At 64.1% G+C, this 21,112-nt stretch carries 17 protein-coding genes; 10 read left to right on the top strand and 7 right to left on the bottom strand.

Annotated elements, in window-relative coordinates; all coding sequences use genetic code 11:
* Position 1: 1 nt before the first annotated feature.
* The 6 genes from ABIC09_RS14325 to ABIC09_RS14300 form a co-directional block, all read right to left on the bottom strand.
* Positions 2–2,218 (bottom strand): ABC transporter permease, encoded by a 2,217-nt coding sequence (locus tag ABIC09_RS14325; protein WP_354109660.1) that lies wholly within the window; start codon positions 2,216–2,218, stop codon positions 2–4.
* Positions 2,211–2,993, bottom strand: coding sequence for an ABC transporter ATP-binding protein (locus tag ABIC09_RS14320; RefSeq protein WP_354032043.1), 783 nt, complete (start codon positions 2,991–2,993; stop codon positions 2,211–2,213). Before ABIC09_RS14320 ends, ABIC09_RS14325 begins: the two co-directional genes overlap by 8 nt.
* Entirely contained in the window at positions 2,986–4,074 is a 1,089-nt protein-coding gene (locus tag ABIC09_RS14315; protein WP_354109659.1) for a branched-chain amino acid ABC transporter permease, read from the bottom strand. Before ABIC09_RS14315 ends, ABIC09_RS14320 begins: the two co-directional genes overlap by 8 nt.
* 1 nt (position 4,075) lies before the next feature.
* The gene (locus ABIC09_RS14310; RefSeq protein ID WP_354109658.1) at positions 4,076–5,086 is read right to left on the bottom strand and encodes a branched-chain amino acid ABC transporter permease; all 1,011 of its coding nucleotides are present in this window, start codon (positions 5,084–5,086) and stop codon (positions 4,076–4,078) included.
* Positions 5,087–5,287: 201 nt separating this feature from the next.
* Positions 5,288–6,115, bottom strand: coding sequence for an AraC family transcriptional regulator (locus ABIC09_RS14305; RefSeq protein ID WP_148755459.1), 828 nt, complete (start codon positions 6,113–6,115; stop codon positions 5,288–5,290).
* A gap of 131 nt (positions 6,116–6,246) precedes the next feature.
* A complete protein-coding gene (locus tag ABIC09_RS14300; RefSeq protein WP_148755458.1) occupies positions 6,247–7,497 on the bottom strand; it encodes an ABC transporter substrate-binding protein in 1,251 nt (416 codons plus the stop codon).
* Between the two features lie 371 nt (positions 7,498–7,868).
* Here ABIC09_RS14300 and ABIC09_RS14295 point away from each other — a divergent pair, with 371 nt between their 5' ends.
* The 3 genes from ABIC09_RS14295 to ABIC09_RS14285 all read left to right on the top strand — a co-directional run bounded on the left by ABIC09_RS14295 (position 7,869) and on the right by ABIC09_RS14285 (position 11,697).
* On the top strand, positions 7,869–9,449 hold the full coding sequence (locus ABIC09_RS14295) for a sugar ABC transporter ATP-binding protein (RefSeq protein ID WP_354109657.1): 1,581 nt from the start codon (positions 7,869–7,871) through the stop codon (positions 9,447–9,449).
* Entirely contained in the window at positions 9,446–10,438 is a 993-nt protein-coding gene (locus ABIC09_RS14290) for an ABC transporter permease (protein ID WP_354109656.1), read from the top strand. The genes ABIC09_RS14295 and ABIC09_RS14290 overlap by 4 nt, the downstream gene beginning before the upstream one ends.
* A gap of 104 nt (positions 10,439–10,542) precedes the next feature.
* On the top strand, positions 10,543–11,697 hold the full coding sequence (locus ABIC09_RS14285) for a substrate-binding domain-containing protein (protein ID WP_148755456.1): 1,155 nt from the start codon (positions 10,543–10,545) through the stop codon (positions 11,695–11,697).
* Between the two features lie 80 nt (positions 11,698–11,777).
* On the opposite strand, the gene ABIC09_RS14280 is transcribed toward ABIC09_RS14285, so the two are convergent.
* Positions 11,778–12,572: a DeoR/GlpR family DNA-binding transcription regulator gene (locus ABIC09_RS14280; RefSeq protein ID WP_354032048.1), complete on the bottom strand. Its 795-nt coding sequence runs from the start codon at positions 12,570–12,572 to the stop codon at positions 11,778–11,780.
* 230 nt (positions 12,573–12,802) lie between these two features.
* On the opposite strand from ABIC09_RS14280, the gene deoC reads away from it, so the two are divergent.
* From deoC to ABIC09_RS14245, 7 genes are all read left to right on the top strand, one after another.
* A complete protein-coding gene (gene deoC / locus ABIC09_RS14275; protein ID WP_502917668.1) occupies positions 12,803–13,831 on the top strand; it encodes a deoxyribose-phosphate aldolase in 1,029 nt (342 codons plus the stop codon).
* Between the two features lie 2 nt (positions 13,832–13,833).
* Positions 13,834–16,224, top strand: coding sequence for an aldehyde dehydrogenase family protein (locus ABIC09_RS14270; RefSeq protein WP_354109654.1), 2,391 nt, complete (start codon positions 13,834–13,836; stop codon positions 16,222–16,224).
* 81 nt (positions 16,225–16,305) lie between these two features.
* On the top strand, positions 16,306–16,761 hold the full coding sequence (locus ABIC09_RS14265) for an RbsD/FucU family protein (protein ID WP_354085790.1): 456 nt from the start codon (positions 16,306–16,308) through the stop codon (positions 16,759–16,761).
* A gap of 5 nt (positions 16,762–16,766) precedes the next feature.
* Positions 16,767–17,690, top strand: a complete 924-nt coding sequence (gene rbsK, locus ABIC09_RS14260; protein ID WP_354109653.1) for a ribokinase — start codon at positions 16,767–16,769, stop codon at positions 17,688–17,690.
* A 7-nt stretch (positions 17,691–17,697) separates the two neighbouring features.
* Positions 17,698–18,573, top strand: coding sequence for a carbohydrate ABC transporter permease (locus ABIC09_RS14255; RefSeq protein ID WP_148755450.1), 876 nt, complete (start codon positions 17,698–17,700; stop codon positions 18,571–18,573).
* Positions 18,570–19,607: a carbohydrate ABC transporter permease gene (locus tag ABIC09_RS14250; protein WP_148755449.1), complete on the top strand. Its 1,038-nt coding sequence runs from the start codon at positions 18,570–18,572 to the stop codon at positions 19,605–19,607. The genes ABIC09_RS14255 and ABIC09_RS14250 overlap by 4 nt, the downstream gene beginning before the upstream one ends.
* 49 nt (positions 19,608–19,656) lie before the next feature.
* The gene (locus ABIC09_RS14245; protein ID WP_246230370.1) at positions 19,657–21,096 is read left to right on the top strand and encodes an extracellular solute-binding protein; all 1,440 of its coding nucleotides are present in this window, start codon (positions 19,657–19,659) and stop codon (positions 21,094–21,096) included.
* Positions 21,097–21,112 lie beyond the last annotated feature (16 nt).

Genomic DNA, 21,112 nt, shown 5'->3' with positions numbered 1-21,112 from the left:
GTCACCTCGCTAGTCTCCGGCGTGCCCCGGCGCGGCCGAACAATGTTCGGAACGCAGCTGTGATGGTCGAGGCGAACTCGGGATCGTTGATGTTCTGCTTGACGCGGATCAGCTGGCGGTTGCCCGTCGAACGCACCGTGCGCTCCAGCGTGCGGAACAGGGCGGCGTCGGCCTCGCCATCCCAGAACGGCTGGCCGCGGGCATCGAGCGCGGAGACGCCCCCCTCGGGCAGGAAGAAACGCACCGGCCCGTCCATCTGGTTGAGCCGCTCACCGATCCAGCGGCCCATGCGTTCGTTCTCCTCCACCGTCGTCCGCATTAGCGTTACCTGCGGATTGTGGACGTGGAATTTGCGGCCGCGATAGCGTTCGGGGATGGTGTCGGGCGCGCCGAAATTGACCATGTCGAGCGCGCCGACCGAGCCGATATAGGGCAGGCGGGTGCGGATGATCGCGCCGAAGCGATCCTCCGTCGCCGGAAATACGCCGCCCATCAGGAGGTCGCAGATTTCGGTGGTGGTGAGGTCGATCACGCCGGCGAGCTGGCCGGAGTCGACCAGCTTCTCCATCGAGCGGCCGCCGACGCCGGTGGCGTGGAAGACGAGGCATTCGAAATCCTCGCGCAGATCGGCCGCGATCTTCTGTACCGCCGGTGTCGTGACGCCGAACATGGTGATACCGACCGACGGCAGCGCGGCGCTGGCAGCCCGTTCCCTGTTCTCGCGCTGGTCGAGCCGCGCCTTGACCATGCCGGCGATGGCGTTGGCGCCGTTCGACAGCACCGCACGCGAGATCGAGTTGAGGCCCTGCACGTCGGTGACCGAATGCATCATGGTGATGTCGGCGGGCCCCACATAAGGCCCGACGTCGCCGGAGGCGACCGAGGAGATGATCAGCTTCGGCACGCCGACGGGGAGGGTGCGCATGCCGGGTGCGACGAGAGATGCCGCACCCGAGCCGCCGGCCGAGATCACGCCGGCAACATTGCCCTGCCGCTTGATCCAATTGGCGAACGCGTCAGCCATCGCGGTGACTGCAGCACCGCGATCCGGGCCGAACACGGCCGAGCCGCCGCGACCGTGGTTCAGCGCGATCTCCTGGGCGGAGACATCGCAGGTTGCGTGCTTGCCGCTGGTGGAGACGTCGACCAGCCGCGTACGCAGGCCGCCTTCCACGATGATGTCGCGGATGAAGCGAAGTTCCGTACCCTTGGTGTCGAGCGTGCCGACGACCAATACGACCGGAGGGCCGGAGGTCTGCGCCGTCACCGGCTCACGCTTGCGCCGCGCGGTCTCGTCGAGGCGGGGAACCTGCGTCGAGAGCGTGCGTGCGGCGGCCTCGATGCGCCCGATCGGGACCGGCTGCGACCACCGTGTCGGCGGCGTCGGATTGGAGATGTAGATCCGGATCGGTCCGCTGGCGCGCGTCGGTTGCGGGAGCGGCTTCGTTTCACTACCGGCAGCCGGCACATCGATTTCGGGTTCGAGCTCGGCGTGCAGTCCGACGCCGAGCAGGCGCCGCTGCAGCTCGCGGTCGGCGGACAGCCGGCCAGAGTCGATGATGCGGTTGATGCGGCCGTTGACCATGATCGCGACATTGCGCGAGATCGCAGTCGCAACCCCAATGTTCTGCTCGATCACAAGCACGGACATGTCGCCGTCCTCGCCGAGCTGCTGCAGCATTTCCTCGACCTGGGCGACGATGACGGGCGCGAGCCCCTCGGTCGGCTCGTCCATGATCAGCAGCTGCGGATTTGTCAGCAGCGCGCGCGAGATTGCGAGCATCTGCTGCTCGCCACCGGAGAGCTGGCCGCCGCCATGATCCCGGCGTTCGGCGAGCCGCGGAAAGGTCTCGTAGATGCGTTCGACGGTCCAGGCACCGGACCGCATGCCGCCGGCGAGCCGCAGATGCTCGTCGACGCTGAGCGAGCGCCAGAGCCGCCGGCCCTGCGGCACATAGCCGACGCCGAGTCGCGCGATATGCGCGGGTGGCCGCCGTGTGATGTCCTCGCCGCGGATTCGGATCGAGCCGCCGCTCACCTGCACCAGGCCCATGATCGCCTTGCACAGCGTGGTCTTGCCCATGCCGTTGCGGCCGACCACGGAAAAAACGCCGGCATCGAGCGAGAGGTCGACACCCTGCAACGCGTGCGAATGGCCGTAATAGACGTCGAGGCCGCGGACCTCGAGCGCTGCGGGGGAGCGGCGGACCTCATTCATGGCCGCCTCCGAGATAAAGTTCCTGCACCTCGGGGTCGGACTGGATCTCCTCGGGCACGCCTTCCTTGAAGATGCGGCCGTTGTGCATCATCGTCACGCTCTCGACGACGCGCAGCGCCACGTCCATATCGTGCTCGATGATGATGTAGCCGATATGCGCCGGCAGCGAGGTCAGGATCTCGACCAATTCGGCCCGCTCGGTCGGTGAGAGGCCGGCGGCGGGCTCATCGAACAGCACGAACCGCGGGGCGCCCGCCAGCGCCAGCGCGATTTCGAGCTGGCGCTGCTGGCCGTGTGCGAGCTCGGCGACGCGCTGATCCTTCACCGCGGCGAGGTGCACGGCTTGCACCAGACTGTCAGCGGCGTGCATCAGCGCATCGGTCTGGCCCGGACGCAGGAACGAGAAGCGCCCGCGCGAGACGCCACGGCAGGCGAGATAGACGTTGTCCTGGACGGTGAGGCCGGGGAACAGCGCGGAGATCTGATAGGTCCGCCTCAGCCCGCGGCGGATGCGCTCATAGGGCGGGAAGTGCGTGACGTCCTCACCGAAGAAGCGGATCGTGCCCGATGTCGGCAGGAAGTCGCCGGTGATGCAGTTGAACAGTGTGGTCTTGCCGGCGCCGTTGGAGCCGAGCACGGCGCGCCGCTCGCCGGGGCGCACGGTGATGGTGACGTCGGTCAGCGCCGCCAGCGCGCCGAACAGCCGGGTGACGCCGCGCAGCTCGAGTGCTGCACCGGCACCGACCGCGGAGAGACGCCGGGCGACGCTATCCATGGCCGCGCCCTCCGCCCGGGTGATCTGACTGCGGACGTTGGCTCTGGCGCCAGCGTTGCCACAGGCCGATCACGCCGTCTGATGACCAGAACACGATGGCGAGGAAGCCGAGCCCGATCAGCAGCCGGAACCGATTGCCGTCGAGCCCGATCCTGACCAGGAAATCGAGCGCAAACGTGCGCAGGAGGACGAAGACGAGTGCGCCGATATAGGGACCGATCGGCCGGGTAATGCCGCCGACGACGGCGATGATGAGAATGTCGATGCAGGCGCCGACGCTGACCGAGCCGGGCGAGATCTGGCGGTAGTTCCAGACCTGGAGCACGCCGGCAAGGCCTGCGATGAAGGACGCTACCGCATAGGCCGCGACGCGGTGCGCATTGACGTTGAAGCCGAGCGCGGCCATGCGGCGCGGATTGTCGCGCACGCCCTGCAGCGCCAGGCCGAACGGTGCGCGCGAGATGTAGTCGACGGCGAAGTAGCAGATCGCGGCGACCGCGAGCACGACATAGTAGAAGGGAATATCCCGGCGCCAGTCGACGCCCCAGAAATGCGGCGTCGAGACATTGTTGATGCCGGTGTGGCCGTTGAAGATCGCCCAGTTCTGGTTGGTGAAGTAATAGAAAGCAGCGCCGATCGCGAGCGTGATCATGATGGTGTAGATGCCCTCGGTCCGCACCGCGAGCGCGCCGCCAAGCGTGCCGAAGATGGTCGCGAGCGTCAGCGCCATCGGTACCGCCAGCCACCACGGCCAGCCCAGGCTGATATTGGCATTGCCGCTGACGCCGAACACCGCGACCATGTAGGCGCAAAAGCCGGCGATGGTGAGCTGCATCAGGCTGACCATGCCGCCATAACCGGCCAGGAACATCAGGCTGAGCGCGATGGTGCCGAGGATCAGCGTCGTCGCAAAAATTTCGATCAGGAAGAAGCCGTTGGCGATCAGTGGCATGATCAGGAGGATGGCCGCCACGATCCAGACCGCGGGATTGTTGACGTCGGGCCAGCCGCGCGAGCCCGGCCGCTGTGCCGCGGCGGCGGGCTTGTGAATCTGGACGCGGGCGTCGTGGGTGACGGACATGTCAGCGCCTCGCGAGCAGGCCCTGCGGCCGAAGCGCCAGCACCAGCACCATGATCAGGAACGTCACGACGATGGCGTAGGTCGGGATGTAGACCGAGCCAAGTTGCTCGGCGAGGCCGATGATCAGTGCGCCGAGCGCGGCACCCGGGATCGAGCCCATGCCGCCGACGATCACGACCACGAGGGACGCGAGCAGGAAACGGATGTCCTCACCGGGGGAGAGTGACTGGAAGGTGCCGCCGACCACGCCCGCGATGCCGGCAAGCCCGGCACCGAGCGCGAAGACGAGCACGAAGACGATCTGGATGCGCACGCCGGTTGCGGCGAGGATGTCACGATCGTCGACGCCGGCGCGAATGATCATGCCGATCCGTGTGCGGTTGAGCGCGAGCCACATTGCGATGCCGATGATCACGGATGCCAGGAAGATCACAAGCCGCACCAGCGGATAGCGCAGGTAGACCGGTTCGCCCGAGGATTTCACTGCGGTGATCAGCGGCAGCTCAATCGGACCGATCAGCCAGTTCGGTGTCTGGACTTGATAGAAGTCGCCACCGCAGGCCCACAGCATGAGATCGGCGAACACGATGGAAAGCCCGATCGTCACCATGGTCTGGCGCAGATCCTGGCCCTCCATGCGGCGGAACACAAGGAGCTGAAGCAGGACGCCGACCAGCGCCGTCAGGATGAAGGCAACGATGAACGAAAGAATCCAGGAGCCGGTCGAGGCACTGATGGCGTAACCGACATAGCCGCCGAACAGGTAGAGCGAGCCATGGGCGAGGTTGACGTTGCGCATCAGGCCGAAGATCAGCGTGAAGCCGCTGGCGACGAGGAAATAGAGACCGCCGAGCGTGATGCCGTTGAAGAGCGCGTTGAGGAACACCCGTTTGCGGCCGATCGCCTCTTCAAGTCCCGCAGGCCATACCGCGAAGATCAGCCACAGCGCCACTGCGACAGCGATGATGATGATCAGCGCCCATGCAGGATGGCGCTCGACAAAGCGGGTCATGATTGCCGCTCCGTCGTCACGTCCCTCCAGCCCTCAGCTTTCAAGCGAGGCGAGGTCGCACGCAGACCGTTGGCGGCCGCAAGCCCTGCCATGAACGTACGCTCCCTATCGACCGCGATCCTCTTGTCGGGATCGCGTTCTGCATATCCTAGTGGGACGCACGGGAGCGCGTTTGATCGTGAGTATCTTTTCGCGTGCTCGTCAGCCGCGCAAAACCTTGGCCGCGCGGCGATAATCGGTCGGCGCCATTCCGACATTGGCGGCGAAGAAACGGGTGAAGCCGCTCTGCGAGGAGAAGCCGAGATCGAAGCCGATATCGGCGATCGGCGCTTCGCTCGCCACCAGCGCCTCCAGCGCCTGCTCCATCATCAGCGTGTTGAGATAGAGGTGAGGGGTAACGCCGGTCTGGGTGCGGAACAGGCGGTAGAAATGGGGGCGCGACAGGCCGGATTCGCGCGCGATGGTGTCGAGCTCGATCTCGGCGCCGGGGCTCTCCGACATCATCTTGATGCATTTGCGCACGCGAAAATCGGTGACGGAGCCGCTCGCGCGTGGATCCCGCGTGAGCTCGGCCTGCTGCCAGCTTTCGTCGTAGCAGATGTCGATCAGGCTTCTCAGCTCGCCATCGAGGCTATTCAGCGAGGGTGCGCCGCACACAAGGGCGGCTGCGTGCCTGATATGCTTGTCCAGCGCAACCGACCGCGTGAGCTGGGTGCGGCCAAACCGCAGGCGGTCGGCGCCCGGCGCGTCGGGCGCGAACCACTCTGCATTGACATAGAGCACGAAGAACACGGCGCCGCCGTCGAGATCGGACGGCAGGAAATTATGCGGCTCCCATGGATTGACTGCGACCACGGAACCTTCGGTGAGCTCGTAGCGTCCATCGTTGACATCGATGCATGCGGGACGCCCCCCGACATGGAAGATCAAATGACCTTCGCGATGTGCGTGGATGTTGAAAGGGCGGTTCAACTGATAGACCGTCGCCCGGCCAAAGCGGCCGTGGAAGACGGCGAGCGCCCGGCTCATGCCTTCTCTCCCAGAAGCTCTCGTCTTTTTTTTATAGCGTTCAACAACCAAGGAGAGAATGCAAGGGCGCACGTATCGCGCACTTTGCAAATCTCTCCCCGGTCAGTCATGGCGTTGCTGATAAGACTACGTCAGTACTTCTTACATTCCGGTACCGTACGGCTTGGCAAACCGATCTTGGCGAACACGGCGGGGTCGTAGCCCAGCGTCTGGTTCACGTTCGGGATCACCTTCACGACCTTCGAGAACAGCGCGCCCTTGCCGTCGTCGACGACTTCGGTGACGAAGTTGGTGCCGATCGCCTGGCGGTTGGCGTCGAGCTTGATCTTGCCGTTGGGCGCATCGAGCTCGATCTTGGCCAGTGCAGCCTTGTACTTGGACTGGTTGTCGCTGAGATCGCCATTGACCTGACGCAACGCCAGGACCAGCGCCATGGTCGATCCGTAATAGTTGGTGGCGAGCAGCGACGGGCTCGGGAAGCGCTTGTTTGGCGGGAAGGCGTCCTGATAGTCCTTCACGAACTTCTGCCAACCCGGATCTTCCCAGGTGTCGGCCTGGCCGCTCGCGGCCAGCGTGCCGACCAGCGCGTTCTTGGCATTGCCCTTGGACGACAGGATGGTCTGATCGATCATGATCGACCCGCCCATTAGATGCGCCTTGCCGCCGGCCTGCTGGTACTGGTTGAGGAAGTTGACGGCGTCGGCGCCGCCGAGGCCGAGATAGATCGCATCGACGTCGTCGGGCAGGGCGGCGATGACCGAGGCAAAGTCCTTGGTGCCGAGCGGCACCCATTGCCGGTTGGTGACCTGTCCGCCGGCGCCGCAGAACTCCAGCACGAGGCCGAACACCTGGGTATAGATGAAGGAATAGTCCTCACCGACGGTCGCGATCTTGCGATACTTCTTCTCGTCATAGGCGTATTTGCCGAGGCCCACCTGCCACTGCGCGCCGTCCATATTGTAGCGGAAGAAGTTCGGGGCCGGATCGACATAGGTCGTTTCCTGGGCCCCGGAGGCCGCGTTGATGAAGGTCAGCTCGGGATGGGTCTTTGCAAAATTCTTGACCGCGATGCCCTCGTCGCCTGACAGCGGCGACAGCAGGATCTGCACCTTGTCCTGCTCGATCAGCTTTCGCACCGCACGGACCGCAGAGTCCGGCGTTGCGTCAGTCGAGGCGATGACGAATTCGAGCTCCTTGTCGCCTACCTTCTTGCCGAGCACGTTGAGCGCGGTCTGGAAGCCGCGGATGCCGTCCTCGCCGAGCACGGTATAGGTGCCTTCGAGCGTCGCGGTGACGCCGACCTTGATCTTCTCCTGCGCGAAGGCGGTGCCCGACAACAACAGGCTGCTCAACGCGATCAGTCCTAGACTGCCTTTCAACATTGCTCTCCTCCCTGGGGCGTTCTTGTCGTTGTTTTTCACTCGTTGTTTTTCACCGCATCCTCGCGCGTCCGCCGCGCGGTGCGACGTTTTGCAAGGCCAACGGTTCTTGAGGTGGAGGCTAACCGAACTCGGATGCGGCGCACGCGTCGGAGCCATGCGCGGCTTAACGGGCAGTCTCATTTTGAATGGTGCGTCGCAAATCGTTCCTCACCGCCCGAAGCCCGATCGGGGTGGCAGTCATTCAGTCGGCTTCAATACGCGATCTGCCATTGACAGGCCGCCCGAGGTGATAGAATTATAACAAGATAAGTTGTAAAAATAACAATATGTCACCATCGTACCAGCATCTCGCAGGGCGACGGGAGGAAGGTTTGGAATTGTCCGGTTCGGGTACGGCAGAGCCAGGGACGTCGACCTCGCTTGTGATGGTCAGTGCCATCAACAAGCGTTTTGGCGGCGTGCGAGCGCTGCGCGACGTCAACCTCGAGGTTCGCGCCGGCGAAGTGCACGCGCTGCTGGGCGAGAATGGCGCGGGAAAATCCACGCTGATCAAGATCCTCAGCGGTGTTCATGCCCTCGACAGCGGCACGATCGAGATCGCCGGCAGGCCGGTGGAATTCGACAGCCCGGCGAAGTCGCGCGAGGCGGGGATCGCCGTCGTCTATCAGGACCTCAGCCTCGTCGAATCCTTGAGCGTCGCGGACAATCTGTTGCTCGGCCGTGAGCCGCGTGCGCGTTTCGGCTTCGTGCGGCAGCGCGCGCTGATGGCCAGGGCCGAGGCGTTCCTGAACGAGCTCGGCATTCCCCTGGATACGAGAGCGACTGTCGGCTCGCTGCCTTTCGCCTATCGCCAGATGACGGAGATCGCCAAGGCCCTGATGGGCGAGGTTCGGCTTCTGATCCTCGATGAGCCGACCTCTTCGCTGACATCGGATGAGGTCCGGATCCTGTTCGATGCGATCGGGAAGGCAACGCGTCGTGGAGTTGGCGTGATCTATGTGACCCATCGGCTCAACGAGGTCTTCGAGATCTCGCAGCGCGTGACGGTGCTCCGCGATGGCGCTAACGCCGGCACGTTCGTCACCACCGAGACCGACATGAAGCGGCTGGTGAACGCGATCGTCGGAGCCGATCGATCGGCACCCACGGGCCCGCGCACCGAACCCGCCGCGAAGCGTGAATTGGATCCGTTGCCGGTCTTGTCGCTGTCGGATGTGTCCAACGACCGGCTTCGCGCTGTCGATCTGTCCGTGCTGAAGGGCGAGATCCACGGCCTCGCCGGATTGATCGGCAGCGGACGCACGGAGATTCTGGAGACAGTGTTCGGTCTCCGGCCGCTCGAGAGCGGCGCAATCGAGATCGAGGGCCGGCGATGGCTGCCGGGAGGACCTGCCGATGCGATAGAGCAGGGCATCGCGCTGGTGCCGGAAGACCGGCACGTGCAGGGTCTGGTCCTGGACCATTCGATCGAACGAAATGTCACCTTGCCGCGGATTCCCCATTTCTCGCGCTGGGGCTGGATGCAGCAACGCGCCGCCGCCAGGCGTGCCGAAACCGCCGTCGCCAGGCTTTCGGTGAAAGCGCCGGGCGCGTTCAGCCTGGTCAGGACACTCTCCGGCGGCAACCAGCAGAAGGTCGTGTTCGGAAAATGGAATGATCCGCGGCCGCGCGTGCTGCTCCTGGACGAACCGACGGTCGGCGTCGACGTGGGCGCACGCGAGGAGATCTATGCCGTGATCCGGAATGCCGTCCGCGACGGCAGCGGGGTCCTGGTCGTCTCGTCCGATCTCGTCGAGTTGATCGAGCTCTGCGACCGCATCTCCGTGATCGTCAACGGGCATGTGGCTCGTACGCTTTCGCGCGGCGAGATCGATGATGCCGAAGAGCTGCATCATCTCCTCCAGATCTACCAGGCCTCCGGGCCAGGCCACTTGCAAGAGCTTCCCGCATGACAGAACTGACTGCTCCCAACGTGGTCGCCTCGTCGACCCGATCCGATCGCCGCCGCAAGATTCTCCAGAATCTGCTGCGGGGCGAGCGGCCGTACATGCTGTACATCGCCTTCGTGATCCTGCTGGTCGTGTTCAGCCTGTCCTCGCCCTGGTTCCTCTCGGTCGACAATTTCCTGAACATCGGGCGCCAGACCACGCTGGTGTCGATCATCGCGGTCGGCATGACCTTCATTATCATCGCGCGCCAGATCGATCTGTCGGTTGCCTCGACATTGGCGCTATCAGGCATGGCGGCCGCTCTCGCGATGAGCCAGTTCAACAACAGCTGGATCGTGGGCGCCGCGGCCGGGCTCGGCACCGGCGCGCTGGTCGGGTTGCTCAATGGCATCCTGACTACGCAGCTGTCGATCCCGTCGTTCCTGGTGACGCTGGGCTCGCTGAGCATGGCGCGGGGACTGGCGATGATGGTGACCAACACCAAGCCGGTGATCATCACCAACGAGACTTATTTTGCGATCTTTGGGGAAGGTACGTTCCTCGGCATGCCGGTTCCGATCGCCTGGACGTTGGCGGCGATGATCATCGGCATCCTGCTGCTGCACTACAATGTGTTCGGCCGGCGCATCTATGCCGTTGGCGGCAATCCGACCGCGGCGCTCTATTCCGGCATCAACACCAAACGGATCACGACTGCGGCCTTTGTCCTGACCGGCACACTGGCCGGATTAGCGGCGCTGGTGCTGTCGGCGCGTTCACATGCCGCGCGGCCAGATGTCGTGCAGGGCATGGAGCTCGACGTCATCGCCGCGGTGATCCTCGGTGGCTGCAGCCTGTTCGGCGGGCGCGGCTACATCCTGGGAACGCTGTTCGGCAGCTTGATCATTGGCACGCTCAACAACGGCCTTGTTCTGCTCGGCGTGAGCTCGCCGATGCAGCTCGTGATCAAGGGCGCGATCATCGTGGCCGCGGTTGCTTTCACGAAACGCTAGTCGAAGTCAGGCGCGGCGCATGAGCCACAAGTTCATCACGCTGCGTGGGTAGGGGCAAGGTCGCTGGCCCTCTGGTGAATCGGCGACCAAAAATGGAGGAAACAATGAAACCAATCTTGCGACAGACCTTGCCTTTGACTGTGTTGATGGCTGCTGCGGCAGCCGTCTCGATTGTCCCCTCGGCCCGCGCCGAAGTGCCCGCGACCTGCGTCAAGGGCGTCGATCTCGCTACGCTCGGGCCGAAATCGATCGTCGGCCAGGGCCCCCACGGCGAGAAGGCGGCTTCCCCCGAGGTGCTTGCGCTGTCGGAGGCCGACGCCGCCAAGGTCAAGGAGAAGCACTTCAAGGTCGGCATCTCCATGCAGACGGTCAACCTCGACTGGTCGCAGCTGCAGATCCAGGGCATCACCGATACGCTGAAGAAGTACGGCGTGACGGTGACGGGTGTCGCATCCGCCGAATATCAGGTGGACAAGCAGATCGCTGATATCGAGAACACCATACAGCAGCATCCTGACGGCATCATTTCGATCCCGGTCGATTTCACCGCGACCGCGCCGACCTACAAGAAGATCGCCAAAGCCGGCATCAAGCTCGTGCTGATGGACAGCATCCCGACCGGCCTGAAGCATCCCGAGGAATATGCGACGATGGTCTCGGCCGATAGCCAGGGCAACGGCCAGATCGCGGCACAGATCCTGGCGTCCTGCGTGGCGCAGAGCGGCACCATCGGTCTCGTCAATTTCGGCGTCGATTATTTCAGCACCAACGAGCGCACCAAGGGCGTGCGGGAGTGGATGAAAGCAAACCGGCCCGACATCAAGATGAAGCAGGTCGATTTCACCGATCCGCCGAAGGTCTCGCAGATCGCCGGCGACTTCCTGACCGGCAATCCCGACGTCAAAGGACTGTACGCGGTGTGGGATCAACCGGCGCTCGACACGTTGAGCTCGATGCGGGCCCAGGGCATCGACATTCCCATGACGACGGTCGACCTCGGCCTGCAATCGGCCATCGAGATCGCCAAGGGCGGGCCGCTGAAGGCGACCGGCTCTCAGCGTCCCTACGACCAGGGTGTCGCCGAGGCGATGGCGATGATGAACGCGCTGCTGGGTAAGGAAACGCCTGGCTGGATCGGTGTGCAGTCGCTGCCGGTGACGCAGTCGAATGTGCTGGAGTCCTACAAGACCGTGTTCAAGAAAGATCCGCCGGCCGAGCTGGCGGATGCCTGCAACAAGGCGAAGCCTGCCTGCAACTGAGCCTGTCATACAATGCGTGGTCCCGCTGGACCACGCATTGTTCGGCGGACCTCATCCTGGCGAACCAGCTCACGCCCGGATCAGGCTGCGCTGGTGACGTATTCGACCGGATGGCTGCGGAAGTGCTTGCGCGTGTCTGCCGGCACGGAGCCGCCGACGATGATCCGCGAGAACGAGCTGACGTCGGAGAAGAACGCGGGCTTGAGGCTGCCGAGCTTGCTGGCGTCGACCACGAGGATGCTCTCCATCGCGGTCGCGATGACGGCCTGCTTGATGGCGACTTCGTGGAAATTCGAGCAGCTGGCGCCGCGGGTCCAGTGCAGGCCGCCGGCCGAGACGAAAGCCTTGTTGACGCCGAGCCGCCGCAGATAGGACAGGCCGTCATCTGACGAGAACGACTGCGACGACGGATGGTAGAGCCCGCCCATCAACATCACCTGCGTCGCTGCACGGTGGGTGACGATCGAGGCGACGTTCAGCGAATAGCAGATCACCGAAAGAGGCATGTCCTCGGGCAGGCAATCCGCGAGCGACTGCATCGTGGTGCCGCAGTCGATGAAGATGGTATCACCTTCCTTGATCGAGGCGGCTGCGGATCGGCAGGCGAGGAGCTTGTCCTGCGTATGCTGGTCGATTTCCTGCTCGAACGTGTACTTGATCCCGGTCGGCGACGCCGCGTTGACGACGTAACCGCCGAGCAGGGCGAGCACCGCCTCGGGCCCGGCTAGGTCGCGCCTGACCGTCATCTCCGACACCTTCAGCAGTCCTGCGGCGTCCTTCAGATGCAGTGCGCCGCTCGTCTCGACGGCGCGGCGCAGCCGCTGCAGCCGCTGGACGCGGGTCTCGCTGGGGCGTGCGGTCGGCGTTTCAGTCATTTTCGTCACCGAGCTTGCTTATCCGGTTGACAATGATCTTACAATGATGTGAGTTTAGCAACGTCAATTTGTTACAATAATAACATCTGGCCCGAAGGGTGTTTCCGCTGTCCGCGATGGCAGGCAGCAGAAGCTCCGGCGGGCAAGGGATGGGAGGATCGCATGTCGCAATCGGCACATTCAGTCTATCTGCCACTTCAGCCGATTCGCTAGCATCGCGCGGCATACCGATGGCGCAGGGCGTCTTGATATCAAATCCATCCGCGGTGCCGGCGCAGCCCCATGCGCGGGATCACAATCGTCCGCATCCGATCGCGCGCAACAGCGGCCGCGCCCTCGAGATGGACTGGGTCGATGAGATCAGGATCAATCTGTCCGCCGCCGAGCGCCGGGTTGCCAGCCTGCCGGGCCGACGCACCGTCAAGAAGGACGCGCAGGCGGCATGGTTGCTCAAGGCGATCACCTGCATCGACCTGACGACGCTCAACGGCGACGATACGACTGAGCGGGTGAAGCGCCTCTGCGCCAAGGCGAGGGCGCCGATACGAAGCGACCTCCTCGATGCACTCGGCTTTGCCGGGCGCGGGCTGCACACGGGCGCGATCTGCGTCTATCACCGCTTCGTCGCAACCGCGGTCGAAGCGCTCGAGGGGTATGACATTCCGGTTGCTGCGGTCTCGACCGGATTTCCTGCAGGCCTCGTGCCCCATGATCTGAAGCTCAAGGAGATCGAGGCGTCCGTCAGGGACGGTGCGCATGAGATCGACATCGTCATCACGCGTGAGCATGTGCTGACCGGGGACTGGCGGGCTCTTTACGCCGAGGTCCGGGATTTCCGCGCCGCCTGCGGCGATGCGCATCTGAAGACGATCCTGGCAACGGGCGATCTCAAAACGCTGCGCAACGTCGCCAAGGCGTCGATGGTCTGCATGATGGCGGGCGCCGACTTCATCAAGACCTCCACCGGCAAGGAAGGCGTCAATGCCACGTTGCCGGTGACACTCGCGATGCTGCGCATGATCAGGATCTATGAGGAGCGCACCGGCTTCAAGATCGGCTTCAAGCCGGCCGGCGGAATCTCGACGGCGAAGGACGTGCTCAACTACCAGTTCCTGATGAAGGAGGAGTTGGGACGCGATTGGCTCGAGCCGGATCTGTTCCGCGTCGGCGCCTCGAGCCTGCTCGCCGACATCGAGCGTCAGCTTGAGCATCACGTCACCGGCCGCTACTCGGCCTTCAACCGTCATCCCGTGGGCTGAGCATGAGTATCGCACATTACTACGAGACCATGGATTATGGTCCTGCCCCCGAGGCGGACGGCGAGGCGCGCGCCTGGCTGAAGCGGCACGAGGCGACGTTTGGGCATTTCATTGCCGGCAAATTCGCAGCTCCAGCGTCGGGCAAGCATCTGACGACGATCGAGCCGGCCACCGGCAAGACGCTGGCCAGGATCGCGCAAGGCATCGCTGCGGATGTCGAGGCTGCCGTCGGCGCCGCGCGATCGGCGCAGTCGTCATGGGCAAAGCTCGGTGGTCACGGTCGTGCCCGTCATCTCTATGCGCTGGCGCGCATGCTGCAGCGTCATGCTCGCCTGTTCGCGGTGCTGGAAGCGATCGACAATGGCAAGCCGATCAGGGAAACCCGCGATCTCGACGTGCCACTCGCCGCGCGCCACTTCCTGTATCACGCCGGCTGGGCGCAGTTGCAGGAGCGCGAATTCGTCGACCATGTCCCGGTCGGTGTGATCGGCCAGATCATCCCCTGGAACTTTCCGCTGCTGATGCTGGCCTGGAAGATCGCGCCCGCGCTGGCGACCGGCAATACCGTGGTGCTGAAACCGGCAGAATTCACGTCACTCACCGCGCTGCTGTTCGCCGAGCTCGCGGCGGAAGCCGGCCTGCCGCCCGGCGTGTTGAATGTGGTGACGGGCGATGGCGCCACCGGCGCGTTGCTCGTCGAAAATCCCGGTGTCGACAAGATCGCCTTCACCGGATCGACCGAGGTCGGGCGGTTGATCCGTCAGTCGACCGCCGGGAGCGGCAAATCGCTGACGCTCGAGCTTGGCGGCAAGTCGCCATTCATCGTGTTCGACGACGCCGACCTCGATGGCGCCGTGGAAGGCGTGGTCGACGCGATCTGGTTCAACCAGGGCCAGGTCTGCTGCGCCGGATCGCGGCTGCTGTTGCAGGAGGGCATTGCAGAGACATTCCGCAAGCGCCTGATCCGCCGCATGGAGACGCTGCGCGTGGGTCCGCCGCTCGACAAGGCGATCGACATGGGCGCGGTGGTCGCACCAGTGCAGCTCGAGCGGATCAAGGCGCTGGTCGAAACGGGAGTGAAGGAGGGCGCCGAGAAATATCAGGCGCCGGGGCCGATCCCCGCCGAGGGATGCTTCTATCCCCCGACCTTGCTCTGGAACGTACATCCGTCATCGACCGTGGCGATCGAGGAGATCTTTGGCCCGGTGCTGGTCGCGATGACGTTCCGGACGCCGGACGAGGCGGTGATGCTCGCCAACAACACGCGCTATGGCCTTGCCGCCAGCGTGTGGAGCGAGACCATCGGCCTGGCGCTCGATATCGCGCCAAAACTTCAGGCCGGCGTGGTCTGGGTCAATGCGGCCAATTTGTTTGATGCCAGCGTCGGCTTCGGCGGCTATCGCGAGTCCGGCTTCGGCCGCGAGGGTGGCCGGGAAGGCCTCTACGAATATCTCAAGCCGAAGGCCTGGAGCGGGCGGAAGGCGCGGGCGAAGGTGCCGCCGCCATCCCCGGCGGCTGCTGCCGACGGCGCCGGATTTGGCACGCCGTCGATCGATCGGACCGCAAAGCTGTTTGTCGGCGGCAAGCAGGTCCGTCCTGACGGAAATTATTCGCGCGCAGTGCTGTCGCCGAAGGGGCGGCAGTTCGGCGAAGCCGGCGAGGGCAATCGCAAGGATATCCGTAACGCCGTGGCCGCCGCGCGCTCGGCCGAAGGGTGGGCGCGGGCGACGACGCATAATCGCGCCCAAATCCTCTACTATCTTGCCGAGAATCTGTCCGCGCGCGGCGACGAGTTCGCCAAGCGCATCGGTGATATGACCGGCGTTTCGCCCGCAAAGGCGCGCGCGGAGGTCGAGGCGAGTATCGAGCGGCTGTTCAGCTATGGGGCGTGGGCCGATAAATACGAGGGGACGATCCATGCGCCGCCGTTGCGCGGCGTGGCGCTTGCCATGCACGAGCCGATCGGCGTGGTCGGGGTGGCCTGTCCGGACGAGGCCCCGTTGCTGGGCTTCATCAGCCTGGTGGCACCGTTGATCGCGATGGGCAACCGGGTCGTCGCCGTCCCGAGCGAGCGGCATCCGCTTGCAGCGACCGATTTCTACCAGGTGCTGGAGACGTCGGACGTGCCGCCAGGCGTGGTGAATATCGTCACCGGTGAGCGCGATGTCCTGGCAAAGGTCCTTGCCGAGCATGACGACGTCGATGCGCTCTGGGTGTTCGGCTCGCAAGAGGCCTCGACCGCCGCCGAGCGGCTGTCGGTCGGCAATCTCAAGCGCACGCTGGTCGACCACGGGCTGGCGCTCGATTGGTACGACCGGGCGGCGAGCGAAGGTCCGATCCTGCTCCGTCATGCGGTGCAGGTGAAGAACATCTGGATTCCCTACGGGGACTGAAGACGTCACCTTGCGGTGATACTGGTTGGCATCCGAACCATCAGAGTTCGGGCGATTTTGACGACAAGGGAGGGACGCAACATGCTCAAGGGCATCAATCCACTGCTCAATGCCGACGTGCTCTATGCCTTGCGCGCGATGGGGCACGGAGACCGCCTCGTGGTGTGCGATACCAATTTTCCTGCTGACTCGATCGCACGCCAGACCGTGTTCGGCGAGCTGCTTCGCATCGACAACGTCAGCACGGCAAAGGCGATCGAAGCCATCCTCTCGGTGCTGCCGCTCGATACGTTCGTCGACGATGCCGCGATCCGCATGGAGATCGTCGGCCAGCCCCAGGAGGTGCCGCCGGTGCAGCGCGAGGTGCAGGCCGCGATCGACCGCGCCGAGGGACGCTCCTGGCCGCTGGTCGGGGTCGAGCGCCACGCCTTCTATGAAAAGGCCAAGGCGGCCTATTGCGTGATCGCCACCGGTGAGCGGCGCTTCTATGGCTGCTTCCTGTTCTCCAAGGGCGTCATCGCGCCGGACGAAGAGTGACGACCATGAGCAAGACTGGCGTCGCAGTGCTCGGCATCTTCGTTGTCGATCTGGCCTTTCGGGCCGGCAACATGCCTGCGATCGGCGAGACGATCGCTGGCTCGGGATTTGCCATGGGACCAGGCGGCAAGGGATCGAACCAGGCCGTGGCCGCTGCGCGCGCGGGCGCGGACGTGACCTTCATCTCCCGGATTGGCCGCGACGCCTTCGGCGATCTTGCCATCAAGACGTGGGAGGCCGAGGGAATTCGCCCGTGCGTGGCCAGGACTGCGGAGGCGCCGACCGGCGCCGCCTTCATCTATGTCCACGAGACACGCGGCGACAACGCCATCATCGTGGTGAGCGGAGCGGCCGACGGTCTCGGCCCCACCGACGTCGACGCGGCCGCGGATGCGATCCGCACCAGCCGCGTCTTCGTGACCCAGCTCGAGCAACCGGTCGCCGCCGCGCAGCGCGGCCTCGAGATCGCGCGCGCTGCCGGCAGCGTCACCGTGTTCAACCCGGCACCCGCGGGCGCATTCGACGACAGCCTGTTTGCATTGTGCGACTACGTCGTTCCCAACGAGACCGAGGCGGAAGCGCTGACGGGGATCGCGGTGAGCGATCTCGCCGGCGCGCGCCGCGCCGGAGACGCGTTGCTGGCCAAGGGAGCGGGTACCGCGCTGATCACGCTCGGCGAACGCGGGGCGCTGTTTCACGGGCGGGATCGCTCGCTGCACGTGCCCCCGTTCGCCGCCGGCAAGGTGGTCGAAACTGCGGGCGCGGGCGATGCATTCGTCGGTGGCTTCGCAGCAGCGCTTGCGGGCGGCGCCGATCCACTGGAAGCGGCGCGGTTCGGGTCGGCCACGGCGGGGATTTCCGTGACGCGTGCGGGCACTGCGCCTGCCATGCCGCGGCGTGCCGAGATTGAAGCCCTGTTGAAGCGATGATCTGCTCATGATGCGGAACGATCCGATCAAGCATGTCTTCATCTGGCCGGCGGTGCTCGTCGTGCTGGCGATCTCGATCTTTCCGCTGATCTATTCGTTCACCACGAGCTTCCTCAGCTATCGCCTGATTCCGCCGATCCCGCCGCGCGTCGTGTGGCTCGGCAACTATGTTTCGCTCCTGCAAGAGCCGCGCTTCTGGAATGCGATCTTCACGACGACGATGATCGCGTTCATCGCGGTCGGTTTGCAGTACGTGATCGGGTTTGGCGTTGCGCTCGCGCTGAACGCGCGCATTCCGGGCGAACGGCTGTTTCGCGTGGCCTTGCTGCTGCCCATGCTGCTGGCCCCGGTTGCCGTCGCGCTCGTTGCTCGCATGATCTTCAATCCGACCATGGGGCCGCTCAACCAGCTTTTGTCCATGTTCGGACTGGCGAACCTGCCGTTCCTCACCAACGGACATTGGGCGCTCGCCTGCATCATTGCGGTTGAGATCTGGCAGTGGACGCCGTTCATCATCCTGATGATGCTGGCTGGCCTGCAAACACTCCCTGAAGATGTCTACGAGGCGGCCGAGCTCGAGAACGCCAGCGCCTGGCAGCAATTCTGGGGCATCACCTTTCCGATGATGCTGCCGATCTCCGCTGCGGTCGTCTTCATCCGCCTGATCGAGAGCTACAAGATCATGGACACCGTGTTCGTGATGACGGGCGGTGGACCCGGCGTGGACACCGAGACCTTGACCTTGTTCGCCTATCAGGAGGGCTTCAAGAAGTTCAATCTCGGCTACACGTCGGCACTCAGCTTCCTGTTCCTGATCGCGATCACGATCATCGGCGTGACCTATCTGGCGCTGCTGCGGCCGCATCTGGAGAAGCGCCGATGAGCGGGCAGGGCCTGACCGGACTGTCGAGCTGGAGTCGCCGCCTGGTCACGGCCGGCGTGCTCGTCTGGTGCCTGATCACGGCGTTTCCGCTCTATTGGGTGGTGGTGACGGCGTTCAAGACCCCGCCGGGCGTGGTCGGCGGCCCGACCTATATTCCGTTCGTCGACTTCACGCCGACCCTGCAGCCCTTCATCGATCTCTACCAGGGTATCCGTGGCGAGTTCTTCCGAACCTTCCTGAACTCGACGATCGTCGGTATGTCGGCGGCGGCGATCGCGACCGCGGTCGGCGCGATGGCAGCCTATGCGCTGGTGCGGTTCGAATTCAGGGTGCGCTTCGGCGCCGGCCTGATCTTCTTCCTGCTCGCGCTCGGCGGCTATCTGCTGTTCAACAATTCGTTCGGATTCACCCGCCCGCAGGCGCTGCTGCTGGCGTTCCCGATCGCGCTTGCCGCTGCAATTTTGGCCAACCGTCTGCCGCTGCCGGGGCCGATCCTCGGCAATGAGGACATCCTGTTCTGGTTCGTCAGCCAGCGCATGTTTCCGCCGATCGTCACGGCCTTCGCGCTGTATCTGCTCTACAGCGAAATCGGCCGGCTCGGCTTCCAGCTCATCGATAGCTATGTCGGCCTGACGCTGTGCTACGTCGCGTTCTCGCTGCCGATCGTGGTCTGGCTGATGCGCGATTTTTTCGAGGCCATTCCGATCGAGGTCGAAGAAGCCGCGATGGTCGACAATGTGCCGAGCTGGCGCATCTTCCTCGGCATCGTGGTGCCGATGTCGATGAACGGGCTGCTGGCGACTTTCATGATCACGCTCGCCTTCGTCTGGAACGAGTTCCTGTTCGCGCTGTTCCTGACCAATTCCAGATGGCAGACGCTGCCTATCCTGGTGGCGGGACAGAACAGCCAGCGCGGCGACGAATGGTGGGCGATCTCGGCCGCGGCGCTCGTCGCCATCATTCCGATGATGATCATGGCGGGTCTGCTCAGTCGCATGATGCGGTCGGGCCTGCTGCTCGGAGCGATCAAATAGCAAAAACTTATGTAGGGAGGACTGGACGATGTTGCGACGGACGTTTCTGATGCTGACCACCTCGCTCGCGATGGCTTGCACCGTGAGCCAGGCGAACGCTGCCTGTAGCCCGGATTACTCCGGCGTCACCTTGACGGTGGCGTCGCAGACCGGACCGTATATCGCCTCCGCGCTCAAGCTCGGCGCGGACGAATGGACCAAGAAGACCTGCGGCAAAGTCAATGTCGTCGAGTTTCCGTGGTCGGAGCTCTACCCGAAGATCGTTACATCGCTTACCGGGTCGGACGCGACGTTCGATCTGGTCAGCTTTGCGCCGGCCTGGCTGCCGGACTTTGTCTCCTTTCTCAGCGAGATGCCGAAGGAGATGCAGTCCGGCAAGGATTGGGACGATGTCGAGCCGGCCTATCGCGAGCGCCTGATGGTGTGGGAAGGCAAGATCTATTCGCAGTCGATGGACGGCGACGTCCACACCTACACCTATCGCACCGACCTGTTCAGCGATCCCAAGGAGAAGGACGCCTTCAAGGCCAAGTACGGCTATGATCTGGCACCGCCAAAGACCTGGAAGCAGTATCTCGACATCGCGGAGTTCTTCCAGCGCCCGGACAAGGGACTCTGGGGCACGGCTGAAGCCTTCCGTCGCGGCGGCCAGCAGTTCTGGTTCTTCTTCAGCCACGCGGCGGCCTATACCAACAACCCGAACTATCCGGGCGCGATGTTCTTCGATCCCGAGACGATGGATGCCCAGATCAACAATCCTGGCTGGGTGAAGGGACTCGAGGAATACATCCGGGCTTCAAAGCTTGGCCCGCCCAATGCGCTGAACTTCTCGTTCGGCGAGGTCAATGCCGCCGTGGCCGGTGGCCAGGTGGCCGAGTCGATCGGCTGGGGTGATACCGGCGTGATCGCCGCCGATCCCAAGCAATCGAAGATTTCGGGCAAGGTCGGTTCGGCGATCCTGCCGGGATCGGATGAGATCTGGAATGCCAAGACCAAGAAGTGGGACAAGTTCGCAAGCGTGTTGCCGACGCCATTCATGGCGTTCGGTGGATGGCAGATCGCGGTACCGAAGGTCGGCAAGAACCAGCAGGCAGCGTGGGACTTCGTCAAGACGCTGACGAGCCCCGAAGTGTCGGGGCAGGCGGCGATCACCGGCGGCACCGGGGTCAATCCTTACCGCAAATCGCACACGGCCAATCTGCAATTGTGGAGCAAGAATTTCTCGCCGGAAGAGGCCAAGGAATATCTCGGCGCGCAAGCGGATTCGATCAATGCCAAGAATGTCGCGCTCGACATGCGTCTGCCCGGCTATTTCTCCTACACCGAGGTCGTCGAGATCGAGCTCGGCAAGGCGCTGGCCGGCCAGACCACGCCGCAGGCCGCGCTGGACGCGGTCGCGAAGGAATGGAATCGCCTGACCGATGAGTTCGGCCGCGCGAAGCAACTGGCGGCCTATCGCGCCGCGATGGGTCTTCCACCCAAGAACTAACTTCCCGCGGAGACTG

This window comes from Bradyrhizobium sp. S3.12.5 (genome assembly GCF_040548225.1).
GTDB lineage: Bacteria > Pseudomonadota > Alphaproteobacteria > Rhizobiales > Xanthobacteraceae > Bradyrhizobium > Bradyrhizobium cytisi.
This window is presented reverse-complemented; position numbering and strand designations above follow the sequence as displayed.

What these genes read in the sequence shown, in the direction of transcription:
- ABIC09_RS14325 (WP_354109660.1), bottom strand. Translation starts at nt 2,218, where the DNA reads ATGAATGAGGTCCGCCGCTCCCCCGCAGCGCTCGAGGTCCGCGGCCTC.
- ABIC09_RS14320 (WP_354032043.1), bottom strand. Translation starts at nt 2,993, where the DNA reads ATGGATAGCGTCGCCCGGCGTCTCTCCGCGGTCGGTGCCGGTGCAGCA.
- ABIC09_RS14315 (WP_354109659.1), bottom strand. Translation starts at nt 4,074, where the DNA reads ATGTCCGTCACCCACGACGCCCGCGTCCAGATTCACAAGCCCGCCGCC.
- ABIC09_RS14310 (WP_354109658.1), bottom strand. Translation starts at nt 5,086, where the DNA reads ATGACCCGCTTTGTCGAGCGCCATCCTGCATGGGCGCTGATCATCATC.
- ABIC09_RS14305 (WP_148755459.1), bottom strand. Translation starts at nt 6,115, where the DNA reads ATGAGCCGGGCGCTCGCCGTCTTCCACGGCCGCTTTGGCCGGGCGACG.
- ABIC09_RS14300 (WP_148755458.1), bottom strand. Translation starts at nt 7,497, where the DNA reads ATGTTGAAAGGCAGTCTAGGACTGATCGCGTTGAGCAGCCTGTTGTTG.
- ABIC09_RS14290 (WP_354109656.1), top strand. Translation starts at nt 9,446, where the DNA reads ATGACAGAACTGACTGCTCCCAACGTGGTCGCCTCGTCGACCCGATCC.
- ABIC09_RS14285 (WP_148755456.1), top strand. Translation starts at nt 10,543, where the DNA reads ATGAAACCAATCTTGCGACAGACCTTGCCTTTGACTGTGTTGATGGCT.
- ABIC09_RS14280 (WP_354032048.1), bottom strand. Translation starts at nt 12,572, where the DNA reads ATGACTGAAACGCCGACCGCACGCCCCAGCGAGACCCGCGTCCAGCGG.
- deoC (WP_502917668.1), top strand. Translation starts at nt 12,803, where the DNA reads ATGGCGCAGGGCGTCTTGATATCAAATCCATCCGCGGTGCCGGCGCAG.
- ABIC09_RS14270 (WP_354109654.1), top strand. Translation starts at nt 13,834, where the DNA reads ATGAGTATCGCACATTACTACGAGACCATGGATTATGGTCCTGCCCCC.
- ABIC09_RS14265 (WP_354085790.1), top strand. Translation starts at nt 16,306, where the DNA reads ATGCTCAAGGGCATCAATCCACTGCTCAATGCCGACGTGCTCTATGCC.
- rbsK (WP_354109653.1), top strand. Translation starts at nt 16,767, where the DNA reads ATGAGCAAGACTGGCGTCGCAGTGCTCGGCATCTTCGTTGTCGATCTG.
- ABIC09_RS14255 (WP_148755450.1), top strand. Translation starts at nt 17,698, where the DNA reads ATGATGCGGAACGATCCGATCAAGCATGTCTTCATCTGGCCGGCGGTG.
- ABIC09_RS14250 (WP_148755449.1), top strand. Translation starts at nt 18,570, where the DNA reads ATGAGCGGGCAGGGCCTGACCGGACTGTCGAGCTGGAGTCGCCGCCTG.
- ABIC09_RS14245 (WP_246230370.1), top strand. Translation starts at nt 19,657, where the DNA reads ATGCTGACCACCTCGCTCGCGATGGCTTGCACCGTGAGCCAGGCGAAC.